Origin of the sequence: Cryobacterium sp. TMB1-7, from assembly GCF_004402435.1 — a bacterium.
Taxonomy (GTDB): domain Bacteria; phylum Actinomycetota; class Actinomycetes; order Actinomycetales; family Microbacteriaceae; genus Cryobacterium; species Cryobacterium zongtaii.
Genome location: NZ_SOFZ01000034.1, coordinates 35,434 through 60,831, shown reverse-complemented (window position 1 = coordinate 60,831; position 25,398 = coordinate 35,434). Strand labels below are relative to the sequence as shown.

At 71.2% G+C, this 25,398-nt stretch carries 27 protein-coding genes; 16 read left to right on the top strand and 11 right to left on the bottom strand.

The genetic code is table 11. The features are described from left to right. Positions 1-25: 25 nt before the first annotated feature. Genes E3O60_RS18100 through E3O60_RS18085 form a run of 4 tightly spaced genes read left to right on the top strand, consistent with a single transcriptional unit; the run spans position 26 to position 2,620 of the window. Positions 26-565, top strand: a complete 540-nt coding sequence (locus E3O60_RS18100; RefSeq protein WP_088455362.1) for a phosphoribosyltransferase — start codon at positions 26-28, stop codon at positions 563-565. Continuing rightward, complete coding sequence (locus E3O60_RS18095) at positions 562-1,293, top strand: Type 1 glutamine amidotransferase-like domain-containing protein (protein WP_088455363.1); 732 nt, start codon at positions 562-564, stop codon at positions 1,291-1,293. Before E3O60_RS18100 ends, E3O60_RS18095 begins: the two co-directional genes overlap by 4 nt. A gap of 3 nt (positions 1,294-1,296) precedes the next feature. Beyond that, complete coding sequence (locus E3O60_RS18090; protein WP_134498895.1) at positions 1,297-2,016, top strand: uracil-DNA glycosylase; 720 nt, start codon at positions 1,297-1,299, stop codon at positions 2,014-2,016. 25 nt (positions 2,017-2,041) lie between these two features. Further along, the gene (locus E3O60_RS18085; RefSeq protein WP_088455365.1) at positions 2,042-2,620 is read left to right on the top strand and encodes a GNAT family N-acetyltransferase; all 579 of its coding nucleotides are present in this window, start codon (positions 2,042-2,044) and stop codon (positions 2,618-2,620) included. Positions 2,621-2,634: 14 nt separating this feature from the next. On the opposite strand, the gene E3O60_RS18080 is transcribed toward E3O60_RS18085, so the two are convergent. Continuing rightward, complete coding sequence (locus tag E3O60_RS18080) at positions 2,635-3,459, bottom strand: SDR family oxidoreductase (RefSeq protein ID WP_241993309.1); 825 nt, start codon at positions 3,457-3,459, stop codon at positions 2,635-2,637. A gap of 55 nt (positions 3,460-3,514) precedes the next feature. Between E3O60_RS18080 and E3O60_RS18075 the strand changes: the two genes are divergently transcribed. The 5 genes from E3O60_RS18075 to E3O60_RS18060 all read left to right on the top strand — a co-directional run bounded on the left by E3O60_RS18075 (position 3,515) and on the right by E3O60_RS18060 (position 8,324). Continuing rightward, entirely contained in the window at positions 3,515-4,942 is a 1,428-nt protein-coding gene (locus tag E3O60_RS18075; RefSeq protein WP_134498893.1) for an amidase, read from the top strand. A 64-nt stretch (positions 4,943-5,006) separates the two neighbouring features. Further along, the gene (locus E3O60_RS18070; protein WP_103479667.1) at positions 5,007-5,486 is read left to right on the top strand and encodes a Fur family transcriptional regulator; all 480 of its coding nucleotides are present in this window, start codon (positions 5,007-5,009) and stop codon (positions 5,484-5,486) included. 38 nt (positions 5,487-5,524) lie between these two features. Then, on the top strand, positions 5,525-7,027 hold the full coding sequence (locus tag E3O60_RS18065) for a catalase (RefSeq protein WP_103479666.1): 1,503 nt from the start codon (positions 5,525-5,527) through the stop codon (positions 7,025-7,027). A 120-nt stretch (positions 7,028-7,147) separates the two neighbouring features. Beyond that, complete coding sequence (locus E3O60_RS18620; protein ID WP_165787969.1) at positions 7,148-7,315, top strand: hypothetical protein; 168 nt, start codon at positions 7,148-7,150, stop codon at positions 7,313-7,315. Positions 7,316-7,385: 70 nt separating this feature from the next. Beyond that, positions 7,386-8,324 (top strand): siderophore-interacting protein, encoded by a 939-nt coding sequence (locus E3O60_RS18060; RefSeq protein WP_103479665.1) that lies wholly within the window; start codon positions 7,386-7,388, stop codon positions 8,322-8,324. Here E3O60_RS18060 and E3O60_RS18055 read toward each other — a convergent pair. The 6 genes from E3O60_RS18055 to E3O60_RS18030 form a co-directional block, all read right to left on the bottom strand. Continuing rightward, positions 8,284-8,694: a Fe-S oxidoreductase gene (locus tag E3O60_RS18055; protein WP_103479664.1), complete on the bottom strand. Its 411-nt coding sequence runs from the start codon at positions 8,692-8,694 to the stop codon at positions 8,284-8,286. The genes E3O60_RS18060 and E3O60_RS18055 overlap by 41 nt on opposite strands. Continuing rightward, positions 8,694-10,175, bottom strand: coding sequence for an NAD(P)/FAD-dependent oxidoreductase (locus E3O60_RS18050; protein ID WP_241993308.1), 1,482 nt, complete (start codon positions 10,173-10,175; stop codon positions 8,694-8,696). The genes E3O60_RS18055 and E3O60_RS18050 overlap by 1 nt, the downstream gene beginning before the upstream one ends. Positions 10,176-10,223: 48 nt before the next feature. After that, positions 10,224-11,015, bottom strand: coding sequence for a crotonase/enoyl-CoA hydratase family protein (locus E3O60_RS18045; RefSeq protein ID WP_134498891.1), 792 nt, complete (start codon positions 11,013-11,015; stop codon positions 10,224-10,226). Between the two features lie 36 nt (positions 11,016-11,051). Further along, positions 11,052-11,885 (bottom strand): arginase family protein, encoded by an 834-nt coding sequence (locus E3O60_RS18040; RefSeq protein WP_134498889.1) that lies wholly within the window; start codon positions 11,883-11,885, stop codon positions 11,052-11,054. A gap of 58 nt (positions 11,886-11,943) precedes the next feature. Continuing rightward, entirely contained in the window at positions 11,944-12,603 is a 660-nt protein-coding gene (locus E3O60_RS18035) for an NADPH-dependent F420 reductase (protein ID WP_134498887.1), read from the bottom strand. Between the two features lie 73 nt (positions 12,604-12,676). After that, a complete protein-coding gene (locus tag E3O60_RS18030; RefSeq protein ID WP_088455373.1) occupies positions 12,677-13,408 on the bottom strand; it encodes a PspA/IM30 family protein in 732 nt (243 codons plus the stop codon). A gap of 104 nt (positions 13,409-13,512) precedes the next feature. On the opposite strand from E3O60_RS18030, the gene E3O60_RS18025 reads away from it, so the two are divergent. The 3 genes from E3O60_RS18025 to E3O60_RS18015 are packed head-to-tail and all read left to right on the top strand — an operon-like array spanning position 13,513 to position 16,501. Next, positions 13,513-14,064, top strand: coding sequence for an alpha/beta hydrolase (locus E3O60_RS18025; protein ID WP_166789028.1), 552 nt, complete (start codon positions 13,513-13,515; stop codon positions 14,062-14,064). Next, positions 14,064-15,395, top strand: a complete 1,332-nt coding sequence (locus tag E3O60_RS18020; protein WP_088455374.1) for a M20/M25/M40 family metallo-hydrolase — start codon at positions 14,064-14,066, stop codon at positions 15,393-15,395. The genes E3O60_RS18025 and E3O60_RS18020 overlap by 1 nt, the downstream gene beginning before the upstream one ends. Beyond that, positions 15,392-16,501, top strand: a complete 1,110-nt coding sequence (locus E3O60_RS18015) for an FAD-dependent oxidoreductase (protein ID WP_134498886.1) — start codon at positions 15,392-15,394, stop codon at positions 16,499-16,501. The genes E3O60_RS18020 and E3O60_RS18015 overlap by 4 nt, the downstream gene beginning before the upstream one ends. A 149-nt stretch (positions 16,502-16,650) precedes the next feature. Here E3O60_RS18015 and E3O60_RS18010 read toward each other — a convergent pair whose 3' ends face one another. After that, a complete protein-coding gene (locus tag E3O60_RS18010) occupies positions 16,651-18,750 on the bottom strand; it encodes a TPM domain-containing protein (RefSeq protein WP_198415736.1) in 2,100 nt (699 codons plus the stop codon). Positions 18,751-18,960: 210 nt separating this feature from the next. On the opposite strand from E3O60_RS18010, the gene E3O60_RS18005 reads away from it, so the two are divergent. Continuing rightward, a complete protein-coding gene (locus E3O60_RS18005) occupies positions 18,961-19,758 on the top strand; it encodes a gamma-glutamyl-gamma-aminobutyrate hydrolase family protein (protein WP_241983625.1) in 798 nt (265 codons plus the stop codon). A gap of 49 nt (positions 19,759-19,807) precedes the next feature. Here the strand turns inward: E3O60_RS18005 and E3O60_RS18000 are convergent, their stop codons facing one another. Next, a complete protein-coding gene (locus E3O60_RS18000; RefSeq protein WP_134498882.1) occupies positions 19,808-20,341 on the bottom strand; it encodes a TetR/AcrR family transcriptional regulator in 534 nt (177 codons plus the stop codon). A 105-nt stretch (positions 20,342-20,446) separates the two neighbouring features. Between E3O60_RS18000 and E3O60_RS17995 the strand changes: the two genes are divergently transcribed. Together E3O60_RS17995 and E3O60_RS17990 are read left to right on the top strand one after the other, a co-directional pair. After that, positions 20,447-21,991 (top strand): MFS transporter, encoded by a 1,545-nt coding sequence (locus E3O60_RS17995; protein WP_134498880.1) that lies wholly within the window; start codon positions 20,447-20,449, stop codon positions 21,989-21,991. A gap of 86 nt (positions 21,992-22,077) precedes the next feature. Beyond that, positions 22,078-22,410 carry a hypothetical protein gene (locus E3O60_RS17990; RefSeq protein WP_134498878.1) on the top strand — a complete coding sequence of 111 codons (333 nt, stop codon included), beginning with the start codon at positions 22,078-22,080 and terminating at the stop codon, positions 22,408-22,410. Here the strand turns inward: E3O60_RS17990 and E3O60_RS17985 are convergent. Beyond that, complete coding sequence (locus tag E3O60_RS17985; protein ID WP_088457886.1) at positions 22,407-24,614, bottom strand: cation-translocating P-type ATPase; 2,208 nt, start codon at positions 24,612-24,614, stop codon at positions 22,407-22,409. The genes E3O60_RS17990 and E3O60_RS17985 overlap by 4 nt on opposite strands. 29 nt (positions 24,615-24,643) lie before the next feature. Next, the gene (locus E3O60_RS17980; RefSeq protein WP_088455380.1) at positions 24,644-24,889 is read right to left on the bottom strand and encodes a heavy-metal-associated domain-containing protein; all 246 of its coding nucleotides are present in this window, start codon (positions 24,887-24,889) and stop codon (positions 24,644-24,646) included. A 134-nt stretch (positions 24,890-25,023) separates the two neighbouring features. Between E3O60_RS17980 and E3O60_RS17975 the strand changes: the two genes are divergently transcribed. Next, positions 25,024-25,347, top strand: a complete 324-nt coding sequence (locus E3O60_RS17975; RefSeq protein WP_134498876.1) for a metal-sensitive transcriptional regulator — start codon at positions 25,024-25,026, stop codon at positions 25,345-25,347. Positions 25,348-25,398: the final 51 nt, after the last annotated feature.

Here is a 25,398-nt window from a genome sequence, read left to right as displayed (position 1 = left end):
CCGCCCGAGGTTCTACCATTGACAAATGCAACCCGACCAGCAGCAAACCGCGCCCCCCGCCACCATCGACCCGCCGCGCGAGGTGCTGGAGTGGACCGACTTCGCCGACGCCTCCAGGTCGCTGGCCTCGACGGTGCTGGCCAGCGGCTTCCAGCCCGATGTCGTGATCGCCATCGCCCGCGGCGGACTGCTGCTCGCCGGAGCCATCTCCTACGCCCTCGGCACCAAGAACTGCGGCTCCATCAACGTCGAGTTCTACAGCGGCATCGACGAGCGCCTGCCCGAGCCCGTGCTGTCCGGCCCGATGCTCGACGCCCCGGCCCTCGCGGGCCTGCGGGTGCTGCTGGTCGACGACGTCTCCGACTCCGGCCACACCCTCGCCCTCGTGGTCGGCATCCTCAAGGAATCGGCCGGTGAGGTGCGCTCCGCCACCCTGTACACCAAGCCGCGCACCGTGCACGTGCCCGACTTCACCTGGCGCGAGACCGACGGCTGGATCGTCTTCCCCTGGTCGTCGCTCCCGCCCGTCACGGCCACCCCGCTCACCTCGGTGGTCGACGCATGAGCATCCACCTCGTCGGCGGCGGCTGGGCCCCCGAAAACGACACCGAGAACGACGCGGCGGTCTTCGGGCCGTTCCTGGCCGAGGCCGCCCTGCGGGCCACCGCCGCCGGCCGCACCGACCCGCGGATCGCGATCATCGTGGTACGGAACGGCGACGGCGACGACCACGCCGCCAAACTCGTCGCCGCGCTCGAAGCAGCCGGCCCGCTTGACCCCGTCATCACGTCGCTGGCCCTCGATGGCCTGGCGACCCTGCTGGCGGTGGCGGATGCCGACGGCATCGTCATCGGCGGCGGCCTCACCCCCGCCTATCTCACGGCCGTCGCGCCCATCGCCGGTGAGATCCGCCGCCAGGTGGCCGCCGGCATCCCGTACCTGGGCTACTCCGCCGGCGCGATGATCGCGGCCGAGCGAGCCCTGCTCGGCGGCTGGCGCATCGGCGGCGTGCCGGTGAGCCCGCAGGAAGCCTCGGAAGACCTCGACGAGATCACCATCGAGAACGGCATCGGCCTGCTCGACGTGACCGTCGACGTGCACGTCGCCCAGTGGGGCACCCTGAGCCGCATGGTCGCCGCCACCGAGGCCGGACTCATCCGCGGCGGCCTCGCCGTGGACGAGGGCACCGTGCTGATCGTGGGCCAGGGCACCCTCGGCGTGGCCGGCGCCGGCAGTGTCTGGACCGTCAGCGAATCCGAGGGCGGGGTGCTGGTGAGCACCTTCGGCGCCTAGCGGATGGCAGAACCCGCGCTGATCGCGGCGCCGATCGACCCCGGTTGGGCGCGCGCCTTCGGCGTCCCCGGCGCGGGGGATGCGCCGGTCGATGTGAACACCGTGGACCCGTTCGCGGCCCCGCTCGCCTTCGCGCGGGCCGACGCCGCGGCCGGCGAACGGGTGCTGCCCGCGCCGGAGCACATCCTGCGGGCCTTCCGGCAGCCGTTCGCCGACGTGCGGGTACTCATCGTGGGCCAGGACCCGTACCCGACCCCAGGGCATCCGGTGGGCCTGGCCTTCTCGGTGGCCGCTGAGGTGCGCCCGGTGCCGCGGAGCCTGGGCAACATCTTCACCGAGCTGCACGACGACCTCGCTCTGCCGACCCCGGCCACCGGCGACCTCACCCCCTGGACCCGGCATGGCGTGCTGCTGCTCAACCGGGTGCTCACGGTGCGGGCCGGCGCCGCGGGCTCGCACCGGCGACACGGCTGGGAGGCCGTGACCGAGCAGGCCATCCGGGCGCTGGCCGCCCGCGGCACGCCGCTGGTCGCCATCCTCTGGGGCAAGGACGCCGAAAACCTCGCCCCGCTACTGGGAGACACCCCCACCATCGTCTCCGCGCATCCGAGCCCGCTGTCGGCCCGACGTGGATTCACCGGATCGCGCCCGTTCAGCCGGGCGAACGCGCTGCTGGCCGCGCAGGGCGCCGCGCCCATCGACTGGTCGCTGACGGTAGCCTGAACAGCATGTGGAGAGGACCCGTCCGGTGTTAGAAGAGGAATACCAGCCCCGTCGGCGGCTGCCGCGTCACCTGTCTCCGGCGCCGGCGCCCGAGGCGCCGTTCGAGTACGCGCTGCGCGACGCGGTGGAGACCGACCTGCCCCATATTCAGGAGATCTACAACTATTACGTCGCGAACAGCACCGTCACCTTCGACGAGGATGCAATGACGCTTGCCGAATGGCGCGACAAGTTCCACTACCTGGCCAAGCTCGGCATGCCGTTCATCGTCGCCGAGTCCCCTGCCGGCCAGCTGCTCGGTTACGCCCTGGTGAGCCCGTGGAAGCAGAAGAAGGCTTACAGGTTCACCGTCGAGAACTCCATCTACCTCGGTGCCGCCTCCACCGGCAAGGGGCTGGGCCGGGTTCTGCTGGCCGAACTCATCGAGCGGTCCAGGGCCGCCGGCCTCAAGGAGATCATCGCCGTGATCGCCGACCAGGGCGCCGACGCCTCGATCAAGCTGCACCAGGACTTCGGTTTTGAGGAGATCGGCCGGATGGGCAAGGTCGGCTTCAAGTTCGAGCGTTGGCTGGGCACCGTGCTGCTTCAGAAGAGCCTGAAGTAGCGGCAGCCGGCAACTCAGCGGCGCGACAACCGCCCGGTCACCGTCACCACGGCGCGCCGGGGTGCCGTTCCGGCCAGCCAGGCGACGACCCGGTTCTGGCCGCCGACGACGGTGTGCGGGGGAGTCGTGGCCGCGTCGAGAGCGGCGAAGGCCGTGTGCATCACCTCGTCGACGCTCATCAGACGCCGCGGCCCGTCCGGTGACCGCCGGGCGACGGCGTAGAACTCGGTCTCGGTGGGGCCGGGGCACACCGCGGTGACCTTGAGGCCGGTGGCCCGTGTCTCGTACCAGAGCGCCTCGGTGAGGCTGAGCACGTAGGCCTTGGCGGCGGCGTACACGGCCAGCCGCGGCACCGGCTGGAACGCCGCGGTGCTGGCCAGGTTCACCAGTGCGGCCCCGTGCGGATGGGCGAGGGCTGCGGCCTGCAGACCGGGCAGGAGGGCGTGGGTGAGCTCCGTCAGCGCCGCCACATTCACGGCGACCTGGTCGTGCACCCGGCCGGCCGGCGCATCCACCAGGGCGCCGAAATGGCCGAAGCCGGCGTTGTTGACCAGGGTGGCCACCCGGATGTCGCGTTCGGTCAGGTCCCGCACCAGCTCGGGTACGGCGCCGGGTTCGGCGAGGTCGAGCGGAATCACCGTCGACACGGTGCCGTATTTCTCGGCCAGGTCCACCGCGAGGGCCTCCAGGCGGTCGAGCCGCCGGGCGGTGAGCACCAGGTCGGCGCCGCGGCGGGCGAGCTCGTGCGCGAAGCCCACCCCCAGCCCGCTGGACGCGCCGGTGACCAGGGCGGTCGTGCCCATCGGGTTGTACAGCGCGGCAGTCTTGGTGCGGGTCATCCTCCGAGGCTACCCTCGCCGGGGTTTCCGGCGCCAGCATGGCTAGGCTCGGGGGATGGCCGACCTCTTCGAACTGACCGCCCTCGACCAGTGGCGGTCGCTGCAGCGGGGCGAGATCAGCCCCACCGACCTCACCGAGCACTACCTGGCCCGCATCGAGCGGCTGAACCCCGGGCTCGGCGCTTTTGTCACCGTGACCGCCGAGGCCGCCCTGGCCAGGGCCCGGTTCGTGGAGAACGAGGTTCCCCGCACCGCACCGCTATGGGGCCTGCCCTTCGGCGACAAAGATCTGCAGCTGCGCGCCGGCGTGCCCGCGCGCCTGGGCTCCCGGCTGATGCGGGACAACGTGCCCGAAACCAGCGACCTGCTCGTGCAGACCCTCGACACCGCCGGTGGAATCAGCCTGGGCAAGACCAACACGCCCGAGTTCGGCCTGCCCTCCTACACCGAGAGCCTGGCTGCCCCGCCGGCCCGCAACCCCTGGAACCCCGCTTTCGGCGCCGGCGGATCCAGCGGCGGCGCCGCGGTGGCCGTGGCCGCCCGGATGCTGCCGTTCGCACCCGGCAGTGACGGCGGCGGCTCGGTGCGGATCCCCGCCGCCGCCTGCGGCCTCGTCGGCCTGAAGCCGTCCCGGGGCCGAATTCCGGCGGCGAGCGGCCTCGACGTGCCCGGCGGACTGCCGGTGGCCGGCCCGCTGGCCCGCACCGTGGCGGATGCGGCCCTGCTGCTGGACGCCATGATCGCGCCGGGCGGCGGCCGGCCGGAGCATCCGTTCTCGGTGCGGGCGCCCGGGGGAGACGAGCAGCTGCTCGGCGCCGCCATCCGCGGTGAGGGCCGGTACCAGCTGGGCGTGATGACCACCTCGGCCTGGGACGACGCCTACGAGATCAGCCTGGCTCCGGAGGCCCTGGCCGCGCTCACCTCGGCCGTGGACGGCTTCGCGGCGATGGGGCACGGCATCGAACAAACCGCCCTCACGGCAGACCCGAGCTACGCGCCGGCCTTCCGGGCGCTGTGGCAGCTCAGCGCGGCCCGGATCCCCGCCGAAACCCCGGAGCAGGAGGCCCTGCTCGAACCCCTCACCCGGTGGCTGATGCACCGCGGCCGTTCGCTGACCGGCAGCGCCGTGGCCGAGGCGCTGAGCACCCTGGCCGCCTACGAGCGCTCGTTCATCCGTCAGCTGGCCCGCTTCGACGCCGTGCTCACGCCCGCGCTGGCGCTGACCCCGCGACCTGTGGGCTGGTACGACGCCACGGATGGCGAACGCAACTTCGCCCAGCAGGTGCAGTACACGCCGTTCACCTCGATGGTGAATGTCTGCGGCCTGCCGGCCATCACCCTGCCCGTCGCGCAGACCGCCGACGGGCTGCCGATGGGTGTTCAACTGATCGGCCGGCCGGGCGGCGAGGCCACCCTGCTGGCGCTCGGGGCGCAACTGGAGCGCAGGCTCCGCTGGCAGGACCGGGTGCCGGCCGGCCTGTGACCGGCGTGTCTTGTTTTGAGTGATTCAAAACAACTGCTAGCGTGAGGGCATGCACAGACACGGAATGGACGACCAGGCGATACCAGCCGCCCTCGACCACGCCGCCGACCATGCCGCCGAGATTCGCGCTGCGGGACTGAAGGTCACCGCACCCCGGCTGGCCGTGCTTGGCGGGCTCGCCGCGTCTCCGCACGCCACCGCCGACCAGCTCTTCGAGGCCGTCAGCCGGCAACTGCCCGGCACCTCCCTGCAGGCGGTCTACGGTGTGCTCGGCGCCTTCAACACCGCCGGTCTGGTGCGCCGCATCGAACCGGCCGGCTCCGCCGCGCTGTTCGAGCGCCGGGTGGGCGACAACCACCACCACATCGTCTGCACGAACTGCCACAGCGTTCGCGACGTGGAGTGCGTGACCGGCGAAGCTCCCTGCCTGACCCCGTCTGACACCGCCGGCTTCGTCGTGCAGACCGCCGAGGTCACCTTCTGGGGTCTCTGCCCGGACTGCCAGACCGGCACGACGCTCCCCTCGACATCCACCGACTTCTAAACGACGCGAACGACCAGCACATGACACGAAGGAGCACCATGACAACACTGCCCCCCACCACCACCCAGACCGGAACCCCGGTTCCCAGCGACGAGCACTCCCTCACCGCCGGCGCCGACGGCGTCACCGCCCTGCACGACCGCTACCTGGTCGAGAAGCTCGCGCAGTTCAACCGCGAGCGCATCCCGGAGCGCATCGTGCACGCCAAGGGCGGCGGAGCGCACGGCGTTTTCGAAGTCACCGGTGACGTGTCCGCATACACCCGCGCGGCGCTGTTCCAGCCCGGCGCGCGCACCGACACCCTGCAGCGCTTCTCCAGCGTCGCCGGCGAGCAGGGCAGCCCGGACACCTGGCGCGACGTGCGCGGCTTCTCGGTGAAGTTCTACACCCAGGAGGGCAACTACGACATCGTCGGAAACAACACCCCGGTGTTCTTCATCCGCGACGGCATCAAGTTCCCCGACTTCATCCACTCGCAGAAGCGCCTGCCCGGCTCCGGCCTCCGCGACGCCGACATGCAGTGGGACTTCTGGACCCTCTCGCCCGAGTCCGCCCACCAGGTGACCTACCTGATGGGCGACCGCGGCCTGCCGCGGTCCTGGCGCACCATGCCCGGCTTCGGCTCGCACACCTACCAGTGGATCAACGCCGCCGGTGAGCGCTTCTGGGTGAAGTACCACTTCACCTCCAACCAGGGCAACATCGAGATGGAAGGCGCAGAAGCCGAGCTCATCGCCGGCGCCGACGCCGATTACTACCGGCGCGACCTCTACGAAGCCATCGACGCCGGCGACTTCCCGTCCTGGGACGTGCACGTGCAGGTCATGCCCTACGAAGAGGGCAAGACCTACAGGTTCAACCCGTTCGACCTCACCAAGGTCTGGCCGCACGCGGACTTCCCGCTCATCAAGGTGGGCACGCACACCCTCAACCGCAACCCGGGCAACTTCTTCGCCGAGATCGAACAGGCCGCGTTCTCGCCGGCCAACTTCGTGCCCGGCATCGCCGCCAGCCCCGACAAGATGCTGATGGCTCGTATCTTCTCCTACCCGGATGCCCAGCGCTACCGCGTGGGCACCAACTACAACCAGCTGCCGGTGAACGCGCCCCAGGCCCCGGTGCACAACTACTCGCAGGATGGCGCCGCCCGGTACCACTTCAACGACGCCAGCGCCCCGGTCTACGCGCCCAACTCGCTCGGCGGCCCCGTCGCCGATCCGGCCCTCGCGGGCGACGGCAGCTGGGAGTTCGACGGTGCGCTGGTGCGCAGCGCCGCCACCCTCCGATCCGAGGACGACGACTTCGGCCAGGCCGGCACCCTCTACCGCGACGTCTTCGACGACGCGGCCAAGGCCCGGTTCCTGGAGACCATCACCGGTGCCGTCGGTGGCGTCACCCGCCCCGAGGTCAAGGAACGCGCCATCCAGTACTGGACGAACGTGGACACCACCCTCGGCGCGAGCCTCCGGCTGAACCTGGCCACCGACGCTGCGGCCGGCTCGGCCAACGTGGCCGCTGAGCCCGTCGGCGTCGGCGAGTAACACCCGCACCACCTCACTCGCGCGGCCGGCCCAGCCGGCCGGCCGCGCGATCACACACCACCACCAGCACGCGTCCAATGAAGCTCTGCGTCGAAACCAGCCCCACCCGACAGGAGCATCATGAATTCCTACATCAGCATCGCCGGCCCCCGCACCGATCGTTCAGCCGAGCCGGCCGGCTACGTGAGCAGCGGACAGCCCGCCGCGATCCCCACCGGCTACGTCAGCCCGGCCACGCGGCGCGGCGCGGGCAGCTACGTCGCCAGCGAGTGGGTCACCGCCGCGTAACGACCCACCTCGGAACCGTTCACCGGAAATCGCTAGGTGAAACATAGGTAAGGCATGCCATACTTAGGCCATGCTTACCTCGACAGTCGCTCCCGCGCCGGCCGCCGCACGCGTGCGGGCACCGCGCCCCAGCTACCGCCCGTTCGCCGTCTCGGTGGCCCGCGTGCAACGTCTGTCGACAAATTTCACCCGGGTGACCTTCACCGGCCCCGACCTGCACGAATTCGGCACCGCCGGCCTCGATCAGCGCATCAAGCTCGTCCTCCCGCTGCCCGGCGTCGGGGTCTCGTCCTTCCCGCAGAGCGACTCCTGGTACGAGACCTGGCGCGACCTGCCCGCGGAGCGCCGGAACCCCCTGCGCACCTACACCGTGCGGCACGCCCGCCCCGAGCACCGCGAGGTGGACATCGACTTCGTCACCCACGGCGACGCCGGCCCCGCATCGCGCTGGGTGCGCGCCGCGATCGTCGGCGACGAGGTCGCCATCGTGGGACCTGTCGCCGACGGCGACAACCCGATCGTGGGCATCGAGTGGGCCCCGGGCAACGCCAACACCGTGCTCATCGCCGGCGACGAGACCGCCGCTCCGGCGATCTGCGCCATCCTCTCGGCCCTGCCGCGCACCGCTCGGGGCTGCGCCTACATCGAGGTGCCCGAAGACGGCGACGCGCACGAGACCAACGCTCCCGACGGGGTCACCGTGACCTGGCTGGCCCGCAACGGCGCCGCCCACGGTTCCGCGCTCGAATCCGCCGTTCGGGGCTGGACGGCCCGCTTCCTGACCGCACACCACAGCGGTACCGAGCTGCCCGACATCGACATCGACGAGAGCATCCTCTGGGAGGTGCCGGACGGATCGGCTCTCGACGGCGAGCTCTACGCCTGGCTGGCCGGTGAAGCCGGTGTGATCAAGCGGCTGCGCCGCTTCCTCGTCTCCGAGGTCGGCATCAACCGTCGCCAGGTGGCCTTCATGGGGTACTGGCGTGACGGGCGCGCGGAGCACGCGTAGCCGCACGCTTCTGGCGTAGGTAGCCGCCTTTCTCCAGGCCCGCCTCGATCTCGAACCGGTTCTTCAACGGGTCCCGCCCGGCGAGCAGATACAGCAGCGGAAAAAGCATGCCGTAACGCTGCCACTGCACTTTGTGCACGGCCTCGTGCTCGAGCACATCTGCCGTCACGTTCTGGTTGGTGAGGTAGACGGCGCCCACGCAGGAGCCGCCGCGGCCGAACGACCAGGCGGGCAGCCCGCGGAACACGAACAGGCCGTTCCGGTGTTCGACGCGGCCGGTGCTCCAGATCGCACCCCAGACCAGGCCGACCGCGGTGGCGTACAGATACCCGGCCCGGCTGAGCGGGGAATCGAGCAGAAGCCGTCGCATCAGAGGCTCCGGTCGCTGCTGGCCGGCGGCCGGCCGTAGGCCTCGAGCAGCCGCAGCCAGACCTCGCTGAGGGTGGGGTAACTGGGCACAGCGTGCCAAAGCCGGCTGATCGGTACCTCGCCGACCACGGCGATGGTGGCCGCGTGCAGCAGCTCGCCGACACCGGCGCCCACGAAGGTGACACCCAGCAGCACCTCGGTGTCGAGGTCGACGATGGCGCGGGCCTGCCCGCTGTAGCCGTCGGCCAGCACGCTGGCGCCGGCGACCCCGGCCAGGTCGTAGTCGAGCACCCGAATGCGGTAGCCGGCCTGCTCGGCCGCGGCGGCGGTCAGCCCGACCGAGGCCACCTCGGGGTCGGTGAAGGTGACTTGCGGCACGGCGGCGTGATCGGCCGTGGCCACGTGGGTGCCCCATGGGGCGTCGTCGACCACCGTGCCCCTGGCGCGGGCGACGATGACGTCGCCGGCCGCACGGGCCTGGTACTTGCCCTGGTGGGTGAGCAGCGCCCGGTGGTTCACGTCGCCGGTGGCGTAGAGCCAGTCGCCGGCCAGGGCGGCGGAGTCGCCGGTGACCAGCAGGGTGTCGTCCACGTCGACCCAGTCGCCCGGGGTGAGGCCCACGTTCTCGAGGCCGAGGTCCTGGCTGCGCGGCGCCCGGCCGGTGGCCACGAGCACCTCGTCGGCCGTGATGGTGCGGCCGTCGGCGAGCACCAGGGCCACCTGGCCGGTATCGATGCGGCGGGCGGCGGTGGGGCTGGCGCCGGTGAGCACCTGGACACCCGAGTCGGCGAGGGCGGCGGCCACCAGCTCGCCGGCGAACGGTTCCTGGTCCCGCAGCAGGGAGCTGCGCACGAGCAGGGTCACCTCGGCGCCAAGCGACCGGTACGCGGCGGCCATCTCCACGGCGACGACACCACCGCCGATGATGGCGAGATGGCCGGGCAGGTTCGTCACCGAGGTGGCGTCCCGGCTGGTCCACGGTGACACGTCGGAGAGGCCGTCGATGTCGGGCAACAGGGCGCTGGACCCGGTGCTGAGGACCACGGCGTGCCTGGCAGTGACGACCACCGGCCCATCCGTCGTCTGCACGGTGACCTCGCGCACGCCGCTGAGCCTGGCGTGGCCGCGCAGCAGGTCGATGCCCGCGGAGGCCAGCCAGTCGGCCTGGCTGTCGTCGTTCCAGTCGTGCGTGAAGGTGGTGCGGCGCCCCAGCACGGCAGCCACGTCGAGCTGCCCGGTGACCGCCTCGGCCGCGCCGGCCACCCGGCGGGCCGCGGCGAGGGCGGCGCCGCTGCGCAGCAGCACCTTGGAGGGCATGCAGGCCCAGTATGAGCACTCGCCGCCGACGAGTTCGGCCTCCACGATGAGGGTGCGGAGGCCCCCCTGCACGGTGCGGTCGGCCACGTTCTCGCCCACGGCGCCGGCACCGATCACGATGACGTCATAGCTACGGGTGGCGGGCATCGCTGCAGAGTCGGTCATCGTCGCAGCCTACCGACCGTTCCCGGGAGGAATCCAGAGTTCGCCAGACTAGCGTCCCTGGAACGCAGCGGTCTGGCGCGAGAGGAACGCCTCCATGCCGATGCGGGCATCCGTCGACCCGGCCAGGCGCGCCAGGGCGGGCTGCAGCTCGGCCTCGGCCGCTGCGGGACCGTCACGGAGCGCCGTGCGGGCGCTGGCGAGGGTGGCCTGCACGGCCAGCGGCGCCTGCGCGGCGATGCGCTCGGCGAGCTCGATGGCCCGGTGCAGCTCGCGACCGTTCGGCACGATCTGCTGCACGAGGCCCATCCGGTGCGCCTCCCTGACGTCGAACATGTCCCCGGTGAGCAGCCAGCGCATGGCATTGCCCCAGCCGGCGGCGCGCGGGAACCGGATCGTGGCGCCGCCGAACGGCAGAATGCCCCGGCTCACCTCGATCTGGCCGAACCGGGTGGACTCGGCGGCGACGACGATGTCGCTGGCCAGCATCAGCTCGATGCCCAGGGTGAGGCAGGTGCCCTGCACGGCGATCACCACGGGCTTGGTCAGCGCGGTGCCGTCGACCTGCCAGGGGTTGATGCCGCCCGCAGGAACGATGTCGATACCGTCGGGGCCGAGCCGCGGGCCCACATCGGCCAGGTCGAGCCCGGCGGTGAAGTGCTCGCCGAGAGCGTGCACCACACCCACGCGCAGTTCCGGGTCACGCTCCAATTCCCCGTAGGCCAGCGCGAGCTGCTGCAACATGGCGAAGTCAGCCGCATTGCGCTTCTCGGGCCGGTTCAGCCCGATCAGCAGCAGGTGCCCGCGCCGCTCGGTCACGACTCTCAAGTCCTCCGTGGTCATGGTTGATCTCCTTCGATCAGGCAAGCGAAAAGGTCGTCAGCGGGTGATCGCGCTGATGATGCGCAGGATGCTGGGCAGGTCGTCGTTGGCAGCCTCGGGGGAGGACGGCGCGAAGCCGGCGATGGTGGCGCCGGCCAGCGGGAATTCGGCGCGGAGCGCCGTGATCGCGGCGGTGAGGCCCTCCACGGCCAGACCGAACGGGTAGATGTTCGACAGGCCGACGATCGTGGCAGGATCGAGCACGTCGAGGTCGATGTGCACATACACGTGCGCGGCGCCCGTGCGCTTGACCGCGGCCACGACCGCCGCCGGGGTGCCGAAATCCTCCACCGGCACCAGCGGGATGCCCTGCTCCGTGATGTAGACATCTTCGGCCGGGTCGATGTCGCGCACGCCGGCCAGCACCACCCGGTCCGGGCTGAGCCGGGCATCGGCGTCGAGCGCGAGACCGTCGACGCCGTCACCGAGGATGGCGCGCAGCACCATGCCACCGAAGCCACCGGACTGCGAGGATTCGCTGGTGTGCAGGTCGGGGTGGGCATCGAACCAGACCAGCGCGATGTCGTCGGGGTGCCGGCGGGAGGCGTGCTCGACGGCGCCGAAGGACACCCCGCAGTCGCCGCCGATCGTGAGCACCGGCTCCGAACCGGCTCGGAGCACGGCCAACTGCCGGTCACGCACCGTCAGCAGCGCCGAGAACCGGTGGATGCCGGTGTCCAGGGCATCGCCCGCTTCGGCGGGCACGTCGACGGGAAAGGTGACCGAGGAGGGCAGGTCGCCCTGGATCGCCTCCGCCCCGTCGACCAGGCGCATCGCGCGCGGAGAAACCGAACCTTGCCACTGCGGCACGACCACGTAGTTGGGGGACACCACCCCAGTATGCCCCTCGGCCCCGGCCGGGCGCATCTGCCAGTTCGGGGGCGTCGGCCTAGACCGCCTGCGGCATGTCCCGGTAACGGATGGCCGCGCTCACCGCCTCGCGCAGCTCGAATTCGTCCATCCGCGGGCCGTAGCCCGGGGTGTCGCGCTGGATCCGCCAGCCCTCGTTCAGCGGGCCGAGGTCCACGGTGTCGAAACCGAAGTCGTCCAGCAGCGCAGTGACGACCGCGCGGGCCTCGGGGTCGTTGCCGGCGATGACGAGGGCACGGCGATTCGCCGAGCCGGCCGGCTGGCCGTCGGTGGTGAGGTCCGCGGCGTAGATGTGGTTGAACGCCTTCACGACCCTGGCGTCCGGCAGCAGGTCCTGCAGCAGCTCGGCGGTCGTCGAGGTCTCCTCGTCGAGGGCCACGATGTTGCCGTCCCGCTGGGGGTAGTAGTTATTGGTGTCGATCACGAGCTTGCCGGCCAGTTCGGGCAGCGGCAATGTGTCGATGGCGTGCAGCGGGATCGTGACGATCACCAGATCACCGGCCGCGGCGGCCTCTGCGGGCAGGGCGGCGCGGGCCCGCGGCCCGAGTTCGGCCACCAGGCCGTCGAGGGTCGCGGGGCCGCGGGAGTTGCTCACCACGACGTCGTATCCGTTGGCCACGCCGAGGCGGGCGAGCTGGCTGCCGATATGACCGGCACCGATGATTCCGAGAGTAGTCATGGTGGTGACAATACAGAACGGCCCCGGGGTATTCCCGTGGCCGTTCCGGATTTACGCTGTGTGAGGCGGTGCGCTACTGCTCGATCGAGGAGGGCGAGCCGGCCTTGAGCGCGGCGAGGCGGGCATCCACCTCGGTGAGCTCACCGAGGTCGTCGAGGCTCTCGAACTGCGCGTCGAGGCTGGATGCGGCGAGTTCGCTGGCGCCACGCACCTTGGCCTCTTCGCGGCGGATCTTCTCCTCGAACCGGCTGACCTCGCTGGTGGGGTCCATCATGTCGATGCTCTTCACGGCATCCATCACCTGCGACTGCGCGGCAGCGGTCTTGGACCGGGCGATGAGTTCGCTGCGCTTGGCGGTGAGCTGGCCCAGCTTGGTCTTCATGGTGTTCAGGCCGGTCTTGAGCTGCTCTACGACGGCGGTCTGGCTCATGATCTGCGGTTCGGCGTCCTTCGCCTCCTTCTCGGACTGCAGCTGGCGGCCGAGGGCCACCTTGGCCAGGTTGTCGAACTTGTCGGCGTCGGCGGCGTTGCCATTCGTGCGCAGTTCGTCGGCCTTGCGGCTGGCGGCGAGGGCCTTGCGACCCCACTCGCCGGCGGCCTGCACGTCTTCGCGGTGGTCGTCTTCGAGCATGCGCAGGTTGCCGATGGTCTCGGCGATCGCGCTTTCGGCATCGGCGATGCTGTTGGTGAAGTCACGCACCATCTGGTCGAGCATCTTCTGGGGGTCTTCCGCGGAGTCCAGCATCGCGTTGATGTTCGCCCGGGTGAGCTGGGCGATGCGGCCGAAGATCGACTGCTTGGTCATGTGAGTGTCCTTTCGAAGGGTGTCAACGCTAAGAAGCTACCGCGTTCCCCTGCACCTTCGCCCGATTCATCGGCAGCGTCGCCGCGGCGGATAGTGTGTGTTGCATGCCGACCCCCCTGAGCCTGACGATCGTGCCGGGCATCAACGACTCCAACGAGAAGCACTGGCAGTCCCGCTGGCAGGCGACACAGACGGATGCCGTGCGCATCCGCCCGGCCTCGTGGGACGAGCCTGACCTCGAGAACTGGATCGCCGCCGTGGACGCGGCCGTCACCACGCCGGACACGATCCTGGTGGCGCACAGCCTGGGCTGCCTGGCCGCCGCGGCCTGGCTGGCTCAGAACCCCGGCCGCGTTCGCGGCGCCCTGCTGGTGGCGCCGCCGGATCGGTTCGGAGCAGGGTTCCCGCAGGCGGCGCCGAGCTTCCGTTCGGCCGAACCGGTCCTGCTCGGCGTCCCCGCCCTGGTGATTGCCAGTGCTGACGACCCGTATTGCGCTCTCGGCACCGCCCGTAACCTGGCGGCCGCATGGGGCGCCGGCTTCGTCGACGTGGGCAACGCCGGGCACCTCAACGCGGCCAGCAAGCTCGGCGCCTGGCCGGCCGGCCGGGCCATTCTGGACGAGTTCGCCCACAGCCTGGCGGGAATGGTGCGCTGATGACCGACCCGGATGTGCTCACCCGCCAGACCGTCGACCTGCTGCGCGATCTCATCCGCAACGCCTGTGTGAACGACGGCACCGCCGACTCCGGCGGCGAGATCCGCAGCGTGCGCACCCTCGAGGGGTTCTTCGCCGGCTCCGGGCTCGAGCTCGAGGTGGTGGAACCGCACCCCGGCCGGGCATCGCTGATCGCCCGCCTCCGCGGCACCGACAAGACCGCCCCGTCGCTCGCCCTGGTCGGCCACACCGATGTCGTACCGGTGGACCTGGACGGCTGGAGCCGCGACCCGTTCACCGCCGAGCTCGTCGACGGCGAGATTTGGGGCCGGGGCGCCCTGGACATGCTCTACCTCACCGCCAGCTACGCCGTCGTGATCCGCGACCTCGCCATGGGCCCGTTCCGGCCGCGCGGGGACCTGGTCTTCGCGGCCGTCGCCGACGAGGAGAGCGGCAGCCGGCACGGAGTGGGCTGGCTTACCGAGCACCGCCTCGACCTCATCGACGCCGACTTTGTGCTCACCGAATCCGGCGGCGCGCCCGTGGGCGTGCGGCCGTCGATCACCACCACGGTGGGGGAGAAGGGCATTGCCGGCCGACGCCTGGTCGTGCACGGCACCCCCGGCCACGGCTCGGCGCCCTGGGGTGCCCGCAACGCCGCCGTGATCGCCGCCGAGGCTGTGAGCCGGTTGGCCCGGTTCGAAGCGCCCGTGCAGATCACCGCGGACTGGCGGCACTACGTGTCGGTGCTCGGCCTGCCCGCCGAGCTGGCCGAGCGGCTCACCGACCCGGCCCGCATCGACGACGCCGTGCACGAGCTGGGCACCCTGGCCGGCTTCGCTCACGCCTCAAGCCACACCACCATCTCGCCCAACATCGTGCGCGCCGGCACCAAGGAAAACGTCATCCCGTCGCTGGCCACCGTCGACCTCGACATCCGGGTGCTGCCCGGCACCGACGCCGGCCACGTGGACGCCTACCTGCGCCACGCCCTCGGCGAGCTGATGGTCGACATCGACATCGTCGGCGACAGGTTCGAGGCCGCCACCCGCTCCTCGGTGGACACCCCGTTGTTCGCCGCGCTGAGCTCCGCGGTCGCCCGCGCCTACCCGAACGCCGACCTGCTGCCGGTGCTCAGCGTCGGCGGCTCCGACGCCCGGTTCTACCGGCGCCGCGGCATCCCCGCCTACGGCTTCGGCCTGCTCAGCCCGCGCTGGGACTACGGCACCTTCCGGATGCTGTTCCACGGCAACGACGAACGCATCGACGTGGCCTCGATCGCCCTCACCGTCGCCGCCCTCGACTTCACAGTGCGCCAGGTGCTCGGATGACCACCTGTGTCGACACCCTGGTGCTCGGCGGCGGCGCAATGGGCTCAGCGGCCGCCTGGGAGCTGTCCCGCCGCGGCCGCGAGGTGACCCTGCTGGAACGCTTCGACCGGGGGCACACCACCGGCGCCTCGCACGGCGCCTCCCGCAACTTCAACCTCAGCTACTCCGACCCCACCTACGTGGCCATGCTGGTAGAGGCGCTGCGGCTCTGGCGGGAGCTCGAGGACGACACCGACACCACGCTGCTCGAGCAGGTGGGCCTGGTCAACCACGGCCAGGGTCAACCGTTCGCGGCGGTGCACGCGGCCCTCACCTCGGTGGGGTTCGACCCCGAACTGCTGGCCGTCGACGCCGCGCGGGAACGCTGGCCGGGCATCCGCTTCGACACCGAGGTGCTCTACACGCCGGAGGCCGGCCGCCTGAACGCGGATGCGTCGGTCGACGCACTGCAGACCGCTGCGGCCGCCCACGGCGCGCGCATCGAGCACGGTATGCCGGCCACCCGGCTGACGGTGATCGGCGATGACAGGGTGCTGGTAGACACCGACACCGAACAGTTCGAGGCCAAACGGGTGATCGTCACGCTCGGCGCCTGGACGGACACCCTGCTCGCCGGGCTGCTGCCGTTGCCGCGCCTGGTGGTCACCCAGGAGCAGCCGGCGCACTTCGCCGTGCTCGACACCAGCTTCACCTGGCCGGGCTTCAATCACGGCTACCGGCCCGGCACGCCCGGTTACGGGTACTGGCGGTCCCCGGTCTACGGAATGCACACACCGGGGGAGGGCATCAAGGCCGGCTGGCACGGCGTGGGCCCCGTCGTCGACCCCGACCACCGGGACTTCACCGCCGAGCCCGAGCAGCTGCTGGCCCTGCGCCGTTACGCCCGAGAATGGCTGCCTGGCGCCGACCCCGACGACTTCGCCGCGATCAGCTGCACCTACACGACCACGCCGGACTCGAACTTCGTGCTCGACCGGCTCGGCCCGGTGATCGTGGGCGCCGGCTTCTCCGGCCACGGTTTCAAGTTCACCCCCACCGTCGGCCGGATCCTCGCCGACCTGACGGTCGACATCCCGGCCCCGCCCCTGTTCGCGCTCGGGCGGTAGGAGTCTCGCGCAGTTGCGGCACAGTGCCCCTTCCGGCTCGTTGAAAGGGTCTGTTGCGGCATGCCGACGGCGAGTCGCCACTTCAGGCCGCTTCCTGAGCATCTAAGGGGCCTCAACTGTCATCTCGCGGCGGGAGGTTCAGGCGAGTTCTAGAAGCGGCCGCCACCGCCCCGCCGGCCGCGGGTGCCGCTGCCGCCGAAGCTGCCGGGGCGTCCGCCACCGCCGAAGCCGCCGCCACTGCTGCGACGACCGCCACCGCCCATCCCTCCGAAGCCGCCACCGCCGCCGCCACCGAACATGCCGCCGCCCCCACCGCCGCCGCCGAGGATCTGGCCGATCAGGATGCCGCCGAGCACGGCTCCCATCGAGCCGTTGCTGCCGCCGCGCCGGCTGGCCCCGCCACCGCCGAAGAAGTCGCCGAAGTCATCGTCATTGGTCGAGAAACTGTCCACGTCGCGCCGGGCCATGGCCGTCGCCTCCGCGGCCAGCGAGCCGGCCCGCTGGGACACGGCCAGCGCGGCGGCCGGGTCACTGGCAACGAGGGAATCGGCCTGCGCGGTCAACCGGCCGGCCTCGGCCAGGCGGGTGCGCGCCTCGGCGCCGACCGCACCGCGCCGGGCCGTGATGAAGTCCTCCGCCGCCGACACCTGACTGCGCGCGGACTGCAGGCTCTGGGCCAACGCCGCCTGCAGGCGCTGCGCCTGCAACTGGGCGTTCTGCACCCCCTGCAGCGCGGCATCCATGGCGGCATTCGCGGCCTCGAGGGTGCGTAGCAGCTCGATCGGGTTGATCGGCGGCGCGGCCAGGCTGGCGCGCACCTCGGCCAGCGTCTGCTCGGTGCGGGCGATCACCCCGGGAACCGCGGCCGACGCCTCGCCCGCAGCGGGCAGCGAGCGGGCGGCGACCAGATCGGTGTCGAGGTCGGCGAGCATCGCAGGGATGCCGGCCTCCGCCCGCTGCAGGTCGGCGGCCAGCCTGTCGACGGCGTCGACCAACAGCTTGGCCTGGTCGATGGCCTCCTCAGCCGCGCGGATGTCCACGGCCGCGGCGCCCGGTTCGCCGGCGGCGAGCTGGGTGCGGGCTTCGGCCAGCGCGTTGATGGCGAAGGTGAGCCGTTCGGCGGTCTGCTCGGGGTTGTCGGCGACGGTGTCGATCGCGGCGGGGGCGTACCGAGTGGCGAGTTCGGCCACCCGGGCCTCGGCCTGGTCGAGGAGGGCATCGACGGCAGCCAGCTCGGTGTCGAGCTCGGCCGCGGCGGCCGGGGCGTTAGCCTCCAGCTGGCGCAACTCGTCGAAGGCGGCGGCCTGCTCGTCGAGGGCACGGTTGGCCTCGGCGCACAGGGCGATGATCTGGCGGTACCAGGACCGCACCTGCTCCTCGGTGTCGGGTTCGGCGTCGTCGAGGCGCTGCTGCAAAGTGAACGCCTGACTGAGCTTGCCGGCCGCGCCGCTCACGGCGGCCTGGAAGGGTTCCGCGGCGGCAGCCCCGTACGAGGCGAGCGCGAAGCCCACCTCTTGGCCGCTGGTCTTGATGGCGTCGTCAGTCTCGATCAGCGCGCTCGACGCCTCCCGTTTCAGCTCGGCCGTCGGCACCTCGTCAGTGGGCTTGCCCTGGCCGGTGACGGGGGCGGTGCCGCGCCGCCGCAGCACCACGATCACGATCGCGACGATGCCACCAACCACGGCGAGCACCAGCAACACGGCGATCCAGAGCGGAAAACCGCCGCCGGAGCCGCCGGAACTCGGGCCGGCCTCGCCAGGAGTGATGACGGGGGCGCTGAGGGGCTCGCCGGCCACACTCTGCTCCATGGCTGCGGCACCGTTGATGGCGGCGCCGGCCCAATCGTTCTCCCGCAGCGACGGTTCGATGGCGGTGTTCTGCACCTCGGCGAGCTGGGCCTCGTCGAGCACGAAGTCGGTGGCGACCGACAGCTGGTACTGCCGGTCATCCGTGGCCACGGCCAGCAGCACATCGTTGTCGCCGAACCCGTTGTCCACGGCGGTCTGGTCGGCCCAGGTCGACGTGTCGTCCACCCCGTCGAAGCTCGACACGTAGGCCACGAACAGGTCGATCTGGGTGCCGGCGAAGAGCTCATCGAGGGCGGCGACCACCTCGGGCTCCCGGTCGCCGAGCGCTCCGACGGTGTCGACGATGTGACTCTGATCGAACGTCACCGGGTCATCCGCCCTGGCGGGTTGCGGTTCGCCGACTCCTACCCCGAGCACGGCGAGGACGGCCCCGAGCACCACGGCCGCGCCTATCCGGGGGAGTGCCGGTCGTTTGCGCGTACGGCTGGGCTGCATTGATGATCTCCCTCGGATGCGGTGACGTGTCGAGCATAGAACCCCCGGCACTGTTGCGCCCTGTTACCGCGAACCGGATGCCGATGGCGCGGCTCAGGCACACTGGAACCCGCACCATCCGCACCCCACCACCCGATCCCGTCACGGAGGCGAGTCATGACCACCACCCAGCTCGCCACCATGACCGCCCTGCCCGCGCCGTCGCTGCCCGAACGGCCCACCCTCGCCGTCATCGAGGTCACCCGCAGCCGGCCCGATCGCCCGGAGTACCACGCCAAGGTGCAGACCCTCAACGCCACGGTCGTCGACGCCGGCACCGACGGCGGCTGGACCGTCGTACGCCTGGCCGCCGCCGACCTCGACGCCCCCGCGCTGCTGGACCTCACCGACTCGGCCGATGCCGTCGTGATCGTCGGCGGCGAAGACATCGACCCGCGCTTCTACGGTGCACGGGCCGGCTACCCGGGCGAGACGCCGCACTTCATCGACGCCGACGAGGGCCAGATCGCGCTCGTGCAGCGCGCCGCCGACCGGGGCACCCCGGTGCTCGGCATCTGCCGCGGACTGCAGATCATCAACGTCGCCCTCGGTGGCGACCTCGTCCAGCACATCGACGACGGCATCCACCGCAACATCGGCGTGCCCATCGACGAGATCCTCTCCACCCACGCCGTCGTCCTCCGCTCCACCAGCACCCTCGCCGCGGCGCTCGGCGACACCCGCATCTCGGTGCAGAGTGCCCACCACCAGAGCGTCGGCCGGCTCGGCGCCGGCCTCACTCCCGTGGCGACCGCCCCCGACGGTCTGGTCGAGGCCGTCGAGCACCGCACCCTCCCGATCACCGGCGTGCAGTGGCACCCCGAGGCACCGGATGCGCCCGCCAGCCAGCTGCCCCTGCTGCTGGCGTCCCTCTACCGGGCGGTCGCCGCCGCCGAGGTCGCCGAGGCCGCCTGACCCTCTCGCGAGCCGTGAGTCAGGTCCCGAAAACCGGCGGTTCGGGTGCTTAGCTCACCGTTCGCGGGGCGAGGCGGGCCAGGAACGCGGGGATGTCCAGCTCGTGTTCGAAGGGCTCGCCGATCGTCGTGGCGTCGTAGTAGAGCCCGTCGGCCAGAAGCATCGTGGCCCGGGCCAGGTCGGGGTCGCGCAGATCCTCGTTGAGGATGTCGAAGTAGCGCCGCCGCATGTCCACGATCACGGCGTGGGCGCGCGGGTTGCGGCGGGCCAGGGATCCGCCGGCCAGGGTCGCCCGGTCCAGCGGGCTGTTCACGTACTCTGCCATCGCCACGTAGGACGCGGCGGCGCCGGCCGGGGCGGCGCGCATCCGTTCGTATTCGGCGTCGGCCAGCCTCTCGAGCCTGTCGATGAGCGCCGTCTCCAGGCCGTCCCGGGAACCGAAGTGGTAGAGCAGCCCGCCCTTGGTGACGCCGGCTGCACGGGCGACGGCGTCCAGCGACGCGCCGGACCCGCTGGTGTCGATGAGCAGTTCCTGGAACGCGGTGAGGATGCTCTCGCGGGCGTTGTCGCGGTGTTGGGCCATGACCGCCACTTTACTGTACTTGATGGTATAGTCTAAATCTGCTGTACCCGATGGTGCAGTAAAACTCGCCGTTCCCCGGAACCCCGAATCTTCAGCCAGGTAGACATGAGCACCACAGACGACATCCGCACCTCCGACCTCTCCACCGCCGTACCCCGCGCCGGCCGCCGCGAATGGGCGGGCCTGGTGCTGCTGATGCTGCCGGTGCTGCTGATCTCGGTGGACAACACCGTGCTCAGCTTCGCCCTGCCGGCGATCAGCCTGGACCTGCGCCCGAGCAGCACGACTCTGCTCTGGATCGTCGACATCTACCCCTTGGTGCTCGCCGGGCTGCTGGTGGCCATGGGCACACTCGGCGACCGGGTCGGCCGGCGCAAGCTGCTGCTGATCGGCGCGACCGGGTTCGGCGTGGTCTCGGCCCTGGCCGCGTTCGCGCCCACCGCCGAGATGCTCATCGTGGCCCGCGCGGTGATGGGCTTCTTCGGCGCCATGATCATGCCCTCCACGCTGTCGCTGCTGCGCAGCCTGTTCCTGGATGCCCGTCAGCGCACCCTGGCGATCGCGGTGTGGGCCGGCGCCTTCGCGGCCGGCTCCAGCCTCGGCCCCATCGTCGGCGGTGTGGTGCTCCAGCACTTCCACTGGGGTGCGGTGTTCCTCATCGCGGTGCCGTTCCTGCTGCCGCTCGTCGCCCTCGCCGGGGTGCTCATCCCCGAGTCGAAGGACCCGGCGCCGCTCCGCATCGACCTGTTCAGCGTGGCCCTGTCGCTGCTCACCCTCGCCCCGCTGGTCTTCGCGATCAAAACCCTTACTCACGACGGTGTCGGGGTGCTCGGTGTCGGCGCGCTGCTGTTGGGCCTGCTGGCCGGGGCGATGTTCCTGCGCCGCCAGCTGCGGATCGACAACCCGCTGCTGGACCTCACCCTGTTCCAGCACGCCCCGTTCGCCGGGTCGGTGCTGGCCAACTTCCTCGCCGTGTTCAGCCTGGTCGGCTTCCTGTTCTTCGTGTCGCAGCACCTGCAGCTGGTGCTCGGCCTCGACCCGCTCGCCGCTGGCCTGCTGCTGTTGCCCGGGGCCGTGTTGTCGGTCGTGGCCGGCCTGGCCTCGGCCTACGTGGTGCGGCGGGTGCCGCCGCGCCTGGTGATCGTGGGCGGCATCCTGCTCTCCGCGGTGGGCTTCGGCCTGATCGTGCTGCTGCGGGAGAACCTCACCGCCGCCGTCGTGGTTCTGGCCTTCGGCATCCTTTCGGTGGGCGTCGGCGCGGCGGAGACGATCTCCAACGACACCATCCTCAGCTCGGTGCCGCCGGACAAGGCCGGTGCCGCGGCCGGGGTCTCCGAGACCGCCTACGAGCTGGGTGCCGTGCTCGGCACGGCCGTGCTCGGCGCGATCCTCGCGGCGTCCTACCGGGCCAGCGTGGTGCTGCCCGACGGGCTCGGCCGGGGCGCGGCCGCCCAGGCCGGCGAGACCCTCGGTGGTGCGCTCGGCGTGGCCGGCGAGCTGCCCGCCGCCTACGCTCACGCGCTCACCGAATCGGCCAAGGCCGCGTTCGACAGCGGGGTGGGTGTCACGTCGATCATTGCCGTGGTGCTGATGCTGATCGCCGCGGTGGCGGTACAGCTGAGCATGCGCACCCGCCGTCCCCGCGGCTAGGGGTCGCCGGATGCGTGCTGTGCCGCCGTGCCGTACCGTGCTCGCCGCCCCTCGCGCTCAACCGGCCGCCGGACGATACTCGGGGGATGCTGGCCCCTAACGGTTCGCTCCTGATGGCCGATTCCGCGGCCCTCGAGGGCACCGTGTTCGAGACCTGGCTGCTGCCCGGCGCCGCCCTCGCGTTGTTCGTGGGCCTCGGTTTCGCGGTCACGGCCGTCTGGCAGTGGCGCCGCGGGCCCCACGCCCGCCTGCTCTCGCTGGCCGCCGGCGTGGGCCTGGTGCTCTTCGAGATCGTGCAGTTCTCGCTGATCGGGTTCCACCCGCTGCAGGTCGTGTTCGGCATCGTCGGCCTGGTCACGGCCGTGCTGGCCTGGCGACTGCCGGCCGCCCGGCACGGCACGGCCGGCGGAGCGCGCTAGCTCGACGCTCGGAACCCGCGCAGGCGCAGGCTGTTGGTGACCACGAACACCGACGACAGCGCCATCGCCGCGCCCGCGATCAGCGGGTTGAGCAGGCCCAGAGCGGCGAGCGGGATCGCGGCCACGTTGTAGGCGAACGCCCAGAACAGGTTGGCCTTGATGGTGCCCAGAGTACGCCGTGAGAGTCGGATGGCGTCGACCACGGCGAGCAGGTCGGCCCGCACGAGGGTGATGTCGCTGGCCTCGATGGCCACGTCGGTGCCGGTGCCCATCGCGATGCCGAGGTCGGCGGCGGCCAGAGCCGCGGCATCGTTCACCCCGTCCCCGACCATCGCCACAACGTGGCCGGCGGCTTGCAGGGCACGCACCCGCTCCACCTTCTCCGCGGGCAGCACTCCCGCGAAGACCTCGCCGATTCCCACCTGGTCGGCCACGGAGCGCGCCACGGTGGGATTGTCCCCGGTGAGCAGCACCGGGCTGAGGCCCAGGGCCACCAGCTGTGCGACGGCCGCGGCGCTGGAGGGCTTGACCTCGTCGGCGACGGTCAGGATGCCCCGGGCCTCGCCATCCCAAGCCACGACCACGGCCGTCTGGCCGGCACCCTCGACGGTGTCGAGCGTGGCTTGCAGGTCGTTCGGCAGGGTGATCTGCCACTCGTCGGCGAGCCAGCGTGGCCGCCCCACGAGCACCAGGTGCCCGTCGACGACGGCCTGCACGCCGAAGCCCTGCGCCGAGGCGAAGTCGGTGGCCGCCGGCAGCACGCCGACCCGAGCTGCGGCTCCGGTCACGACGGCAACGCCGATCGGATGCTCGGAGCCGGCCTCGGCCGCGCCCGCGAACCGCAGGAGTTCGGTCTCGCCGGCGTCGGCGGACACCGCCGCCGTGACGTGCACGCCGAGCAGTGCCATCCGCCCCGTCGTGACGGTGCCGGTCTTGTCAAGCACAATGGTGTCCACCTGGCGGGTGGACTCCAGGATCTGCGGCCCGCGGATGAGGATGCCCAGCTGGGCGCCCCGGCCGGTGCCCACCAGCAACGCCGTGGGAGTGGCCAGGCCCAACGCGCACGGGCAGGCGATGATCAGGGTGGCCACGGCGGCCGTGAAGGCCTGCTCGGCGCTGGCGCCGAGCACCAGCCAGGTGGCCAGGGTGCCTAGCGCGATGACGAAGACGATGGGCACGAACACCGCCGACACCCTGTCCGCGAGCCGCTGCACCGGCGCCTTGCCGGTCTGGGCCTGCTCGACCAGGCGGCCGATGCGGGCCAGTTCGGTGTCGGCGCCGACCCGGGTGGCGCGCACCGTGAGACGGCCGCCGGCGTTGACCGTGGCACCCACCACGGTGTCGCCCTGGCCCACCTCCACGGGCACGGTCTCGCCGGTGAGCAGGCTGGTGTCGATGGCCGAGGCGCCGTCGACGACGATGCCGTCGGTGGCGACCTTCTCGCCGGGGCGCACCACGAACACGTCGCCGACGACGAGTTCGGCTATCGGGATGCGCTGTTCCAGCGTTCCGCGGAGCACCGCGACGTCCTTGGCGCCCAGGTTCACCAGCGCCGTCAGGGCCGCGCCGGAGCGGGTCTTGGCGCGGGCCTCGACGTAGCGCCCGGCGAGGATGAACACGGTCACGGCGGCGGCGACCTCGAGGTAGATCTCGGCGGACCCCGACCCCGTCATGCTCAGGTCCATCTGCATGGTCATGCCGGCCATTCCGGCATCGCCGAGGAACAGGGCATAGAGCGACCAGCCGAACGCGGCGAGCACACCCACGCTGATCAGGGTGTCCATGCTCGCGGCACCGTGCCGGGCGTTCAGTGCGGCGGCACGGTGGAACGGCCAGGCGCCCCAGACGGCCACCGGGGCGGCAAGCGTGAGCGCAAGCCACTGCCAGTTGGTGAACTGCAGGGCCGGCACCATCGAGAGCACCGCCACCGGGATCGCCAGGATCGTCGAGATCAGCAGCCGCCGGCGGAGGGTGAGGGTGTCGGCATCCAGCTCGATCGGCTCGGCGGCCGGGGCGGCGACGGGCGGTGCGGGCAGCCGCGCCGAGTAGCCGGTGGCCACGATCGTGGCGATGGCGTCGTGGATGCTGGTGCCCTGCGGCAGGCGCACGGTGGCCTTGTCGGTGGCGTAGTTCACGGTGGCCACCACGCCGGGCAGCCGGTTGAGCTTCTTCTCGATGCGGGCGGCGCAGGACGCGCAGGTCATGCCGCCGACCACGAGGTCGACGGGCTCGTTCACGCGGCGGCGCCCGTGGTGGTCTGCAGTTCGTAGCCGGCCTCGTCGATGGCGGCGCGGATGTCGGACCGAGCGGGGGCGGTTGCGCTCGTGACGTGCACGGTGCTGGCGGCGCCGACAGCGAGGTCAACGGTCACCGCGCTGACCCCCGGCACCAGGGACACCTCTTCGATGACACTGGCGACGCAGTGGCCGCAGGTCATGCCGGTGACGAGGTAGTCGGTGACGGTTTCTGTCTGAGCCATGATGCGAACCTTCTCTTACGATACGGATGTTGCGTACGGATGTTGCGGAATGGGGATACCCCCTATGGGTACTCTAGCGCACCATCGTGATACCGTGAGGGGGTATAAGGTCAGCCGACAGCCAGGAGCGCACAATGACGACCGCAGACCACCCCGCAGACCACCCCCACGACGGCCCGCACGGCTACATCTCCAACAAGGACGACTACCTCAAGCGCCTGCGCCGTATCGAGGGCCAGGCCCGCGGGTTGCAGGGCATGGTCACCGACGACAAGTACTGCATCGACATCCTCACCCAGGTCTCGGCCATGACCAGCGCCCTGCAGTCGGTGGCTCTGGGCCTGCTCAACGACCACCTCAGCCACTGCGTCGTCGACGCCGTGGCCGTCGGCGGCGATGAGGCCCAGGCCAAGCTCAAGGAAGCCGGCGACGCCATCGCCCGGCTGGTGCGTTCGTAACGCCCAGTCAATATGCTGTGCGCATGACGGATGCGGGCGGCTTCAGACTCC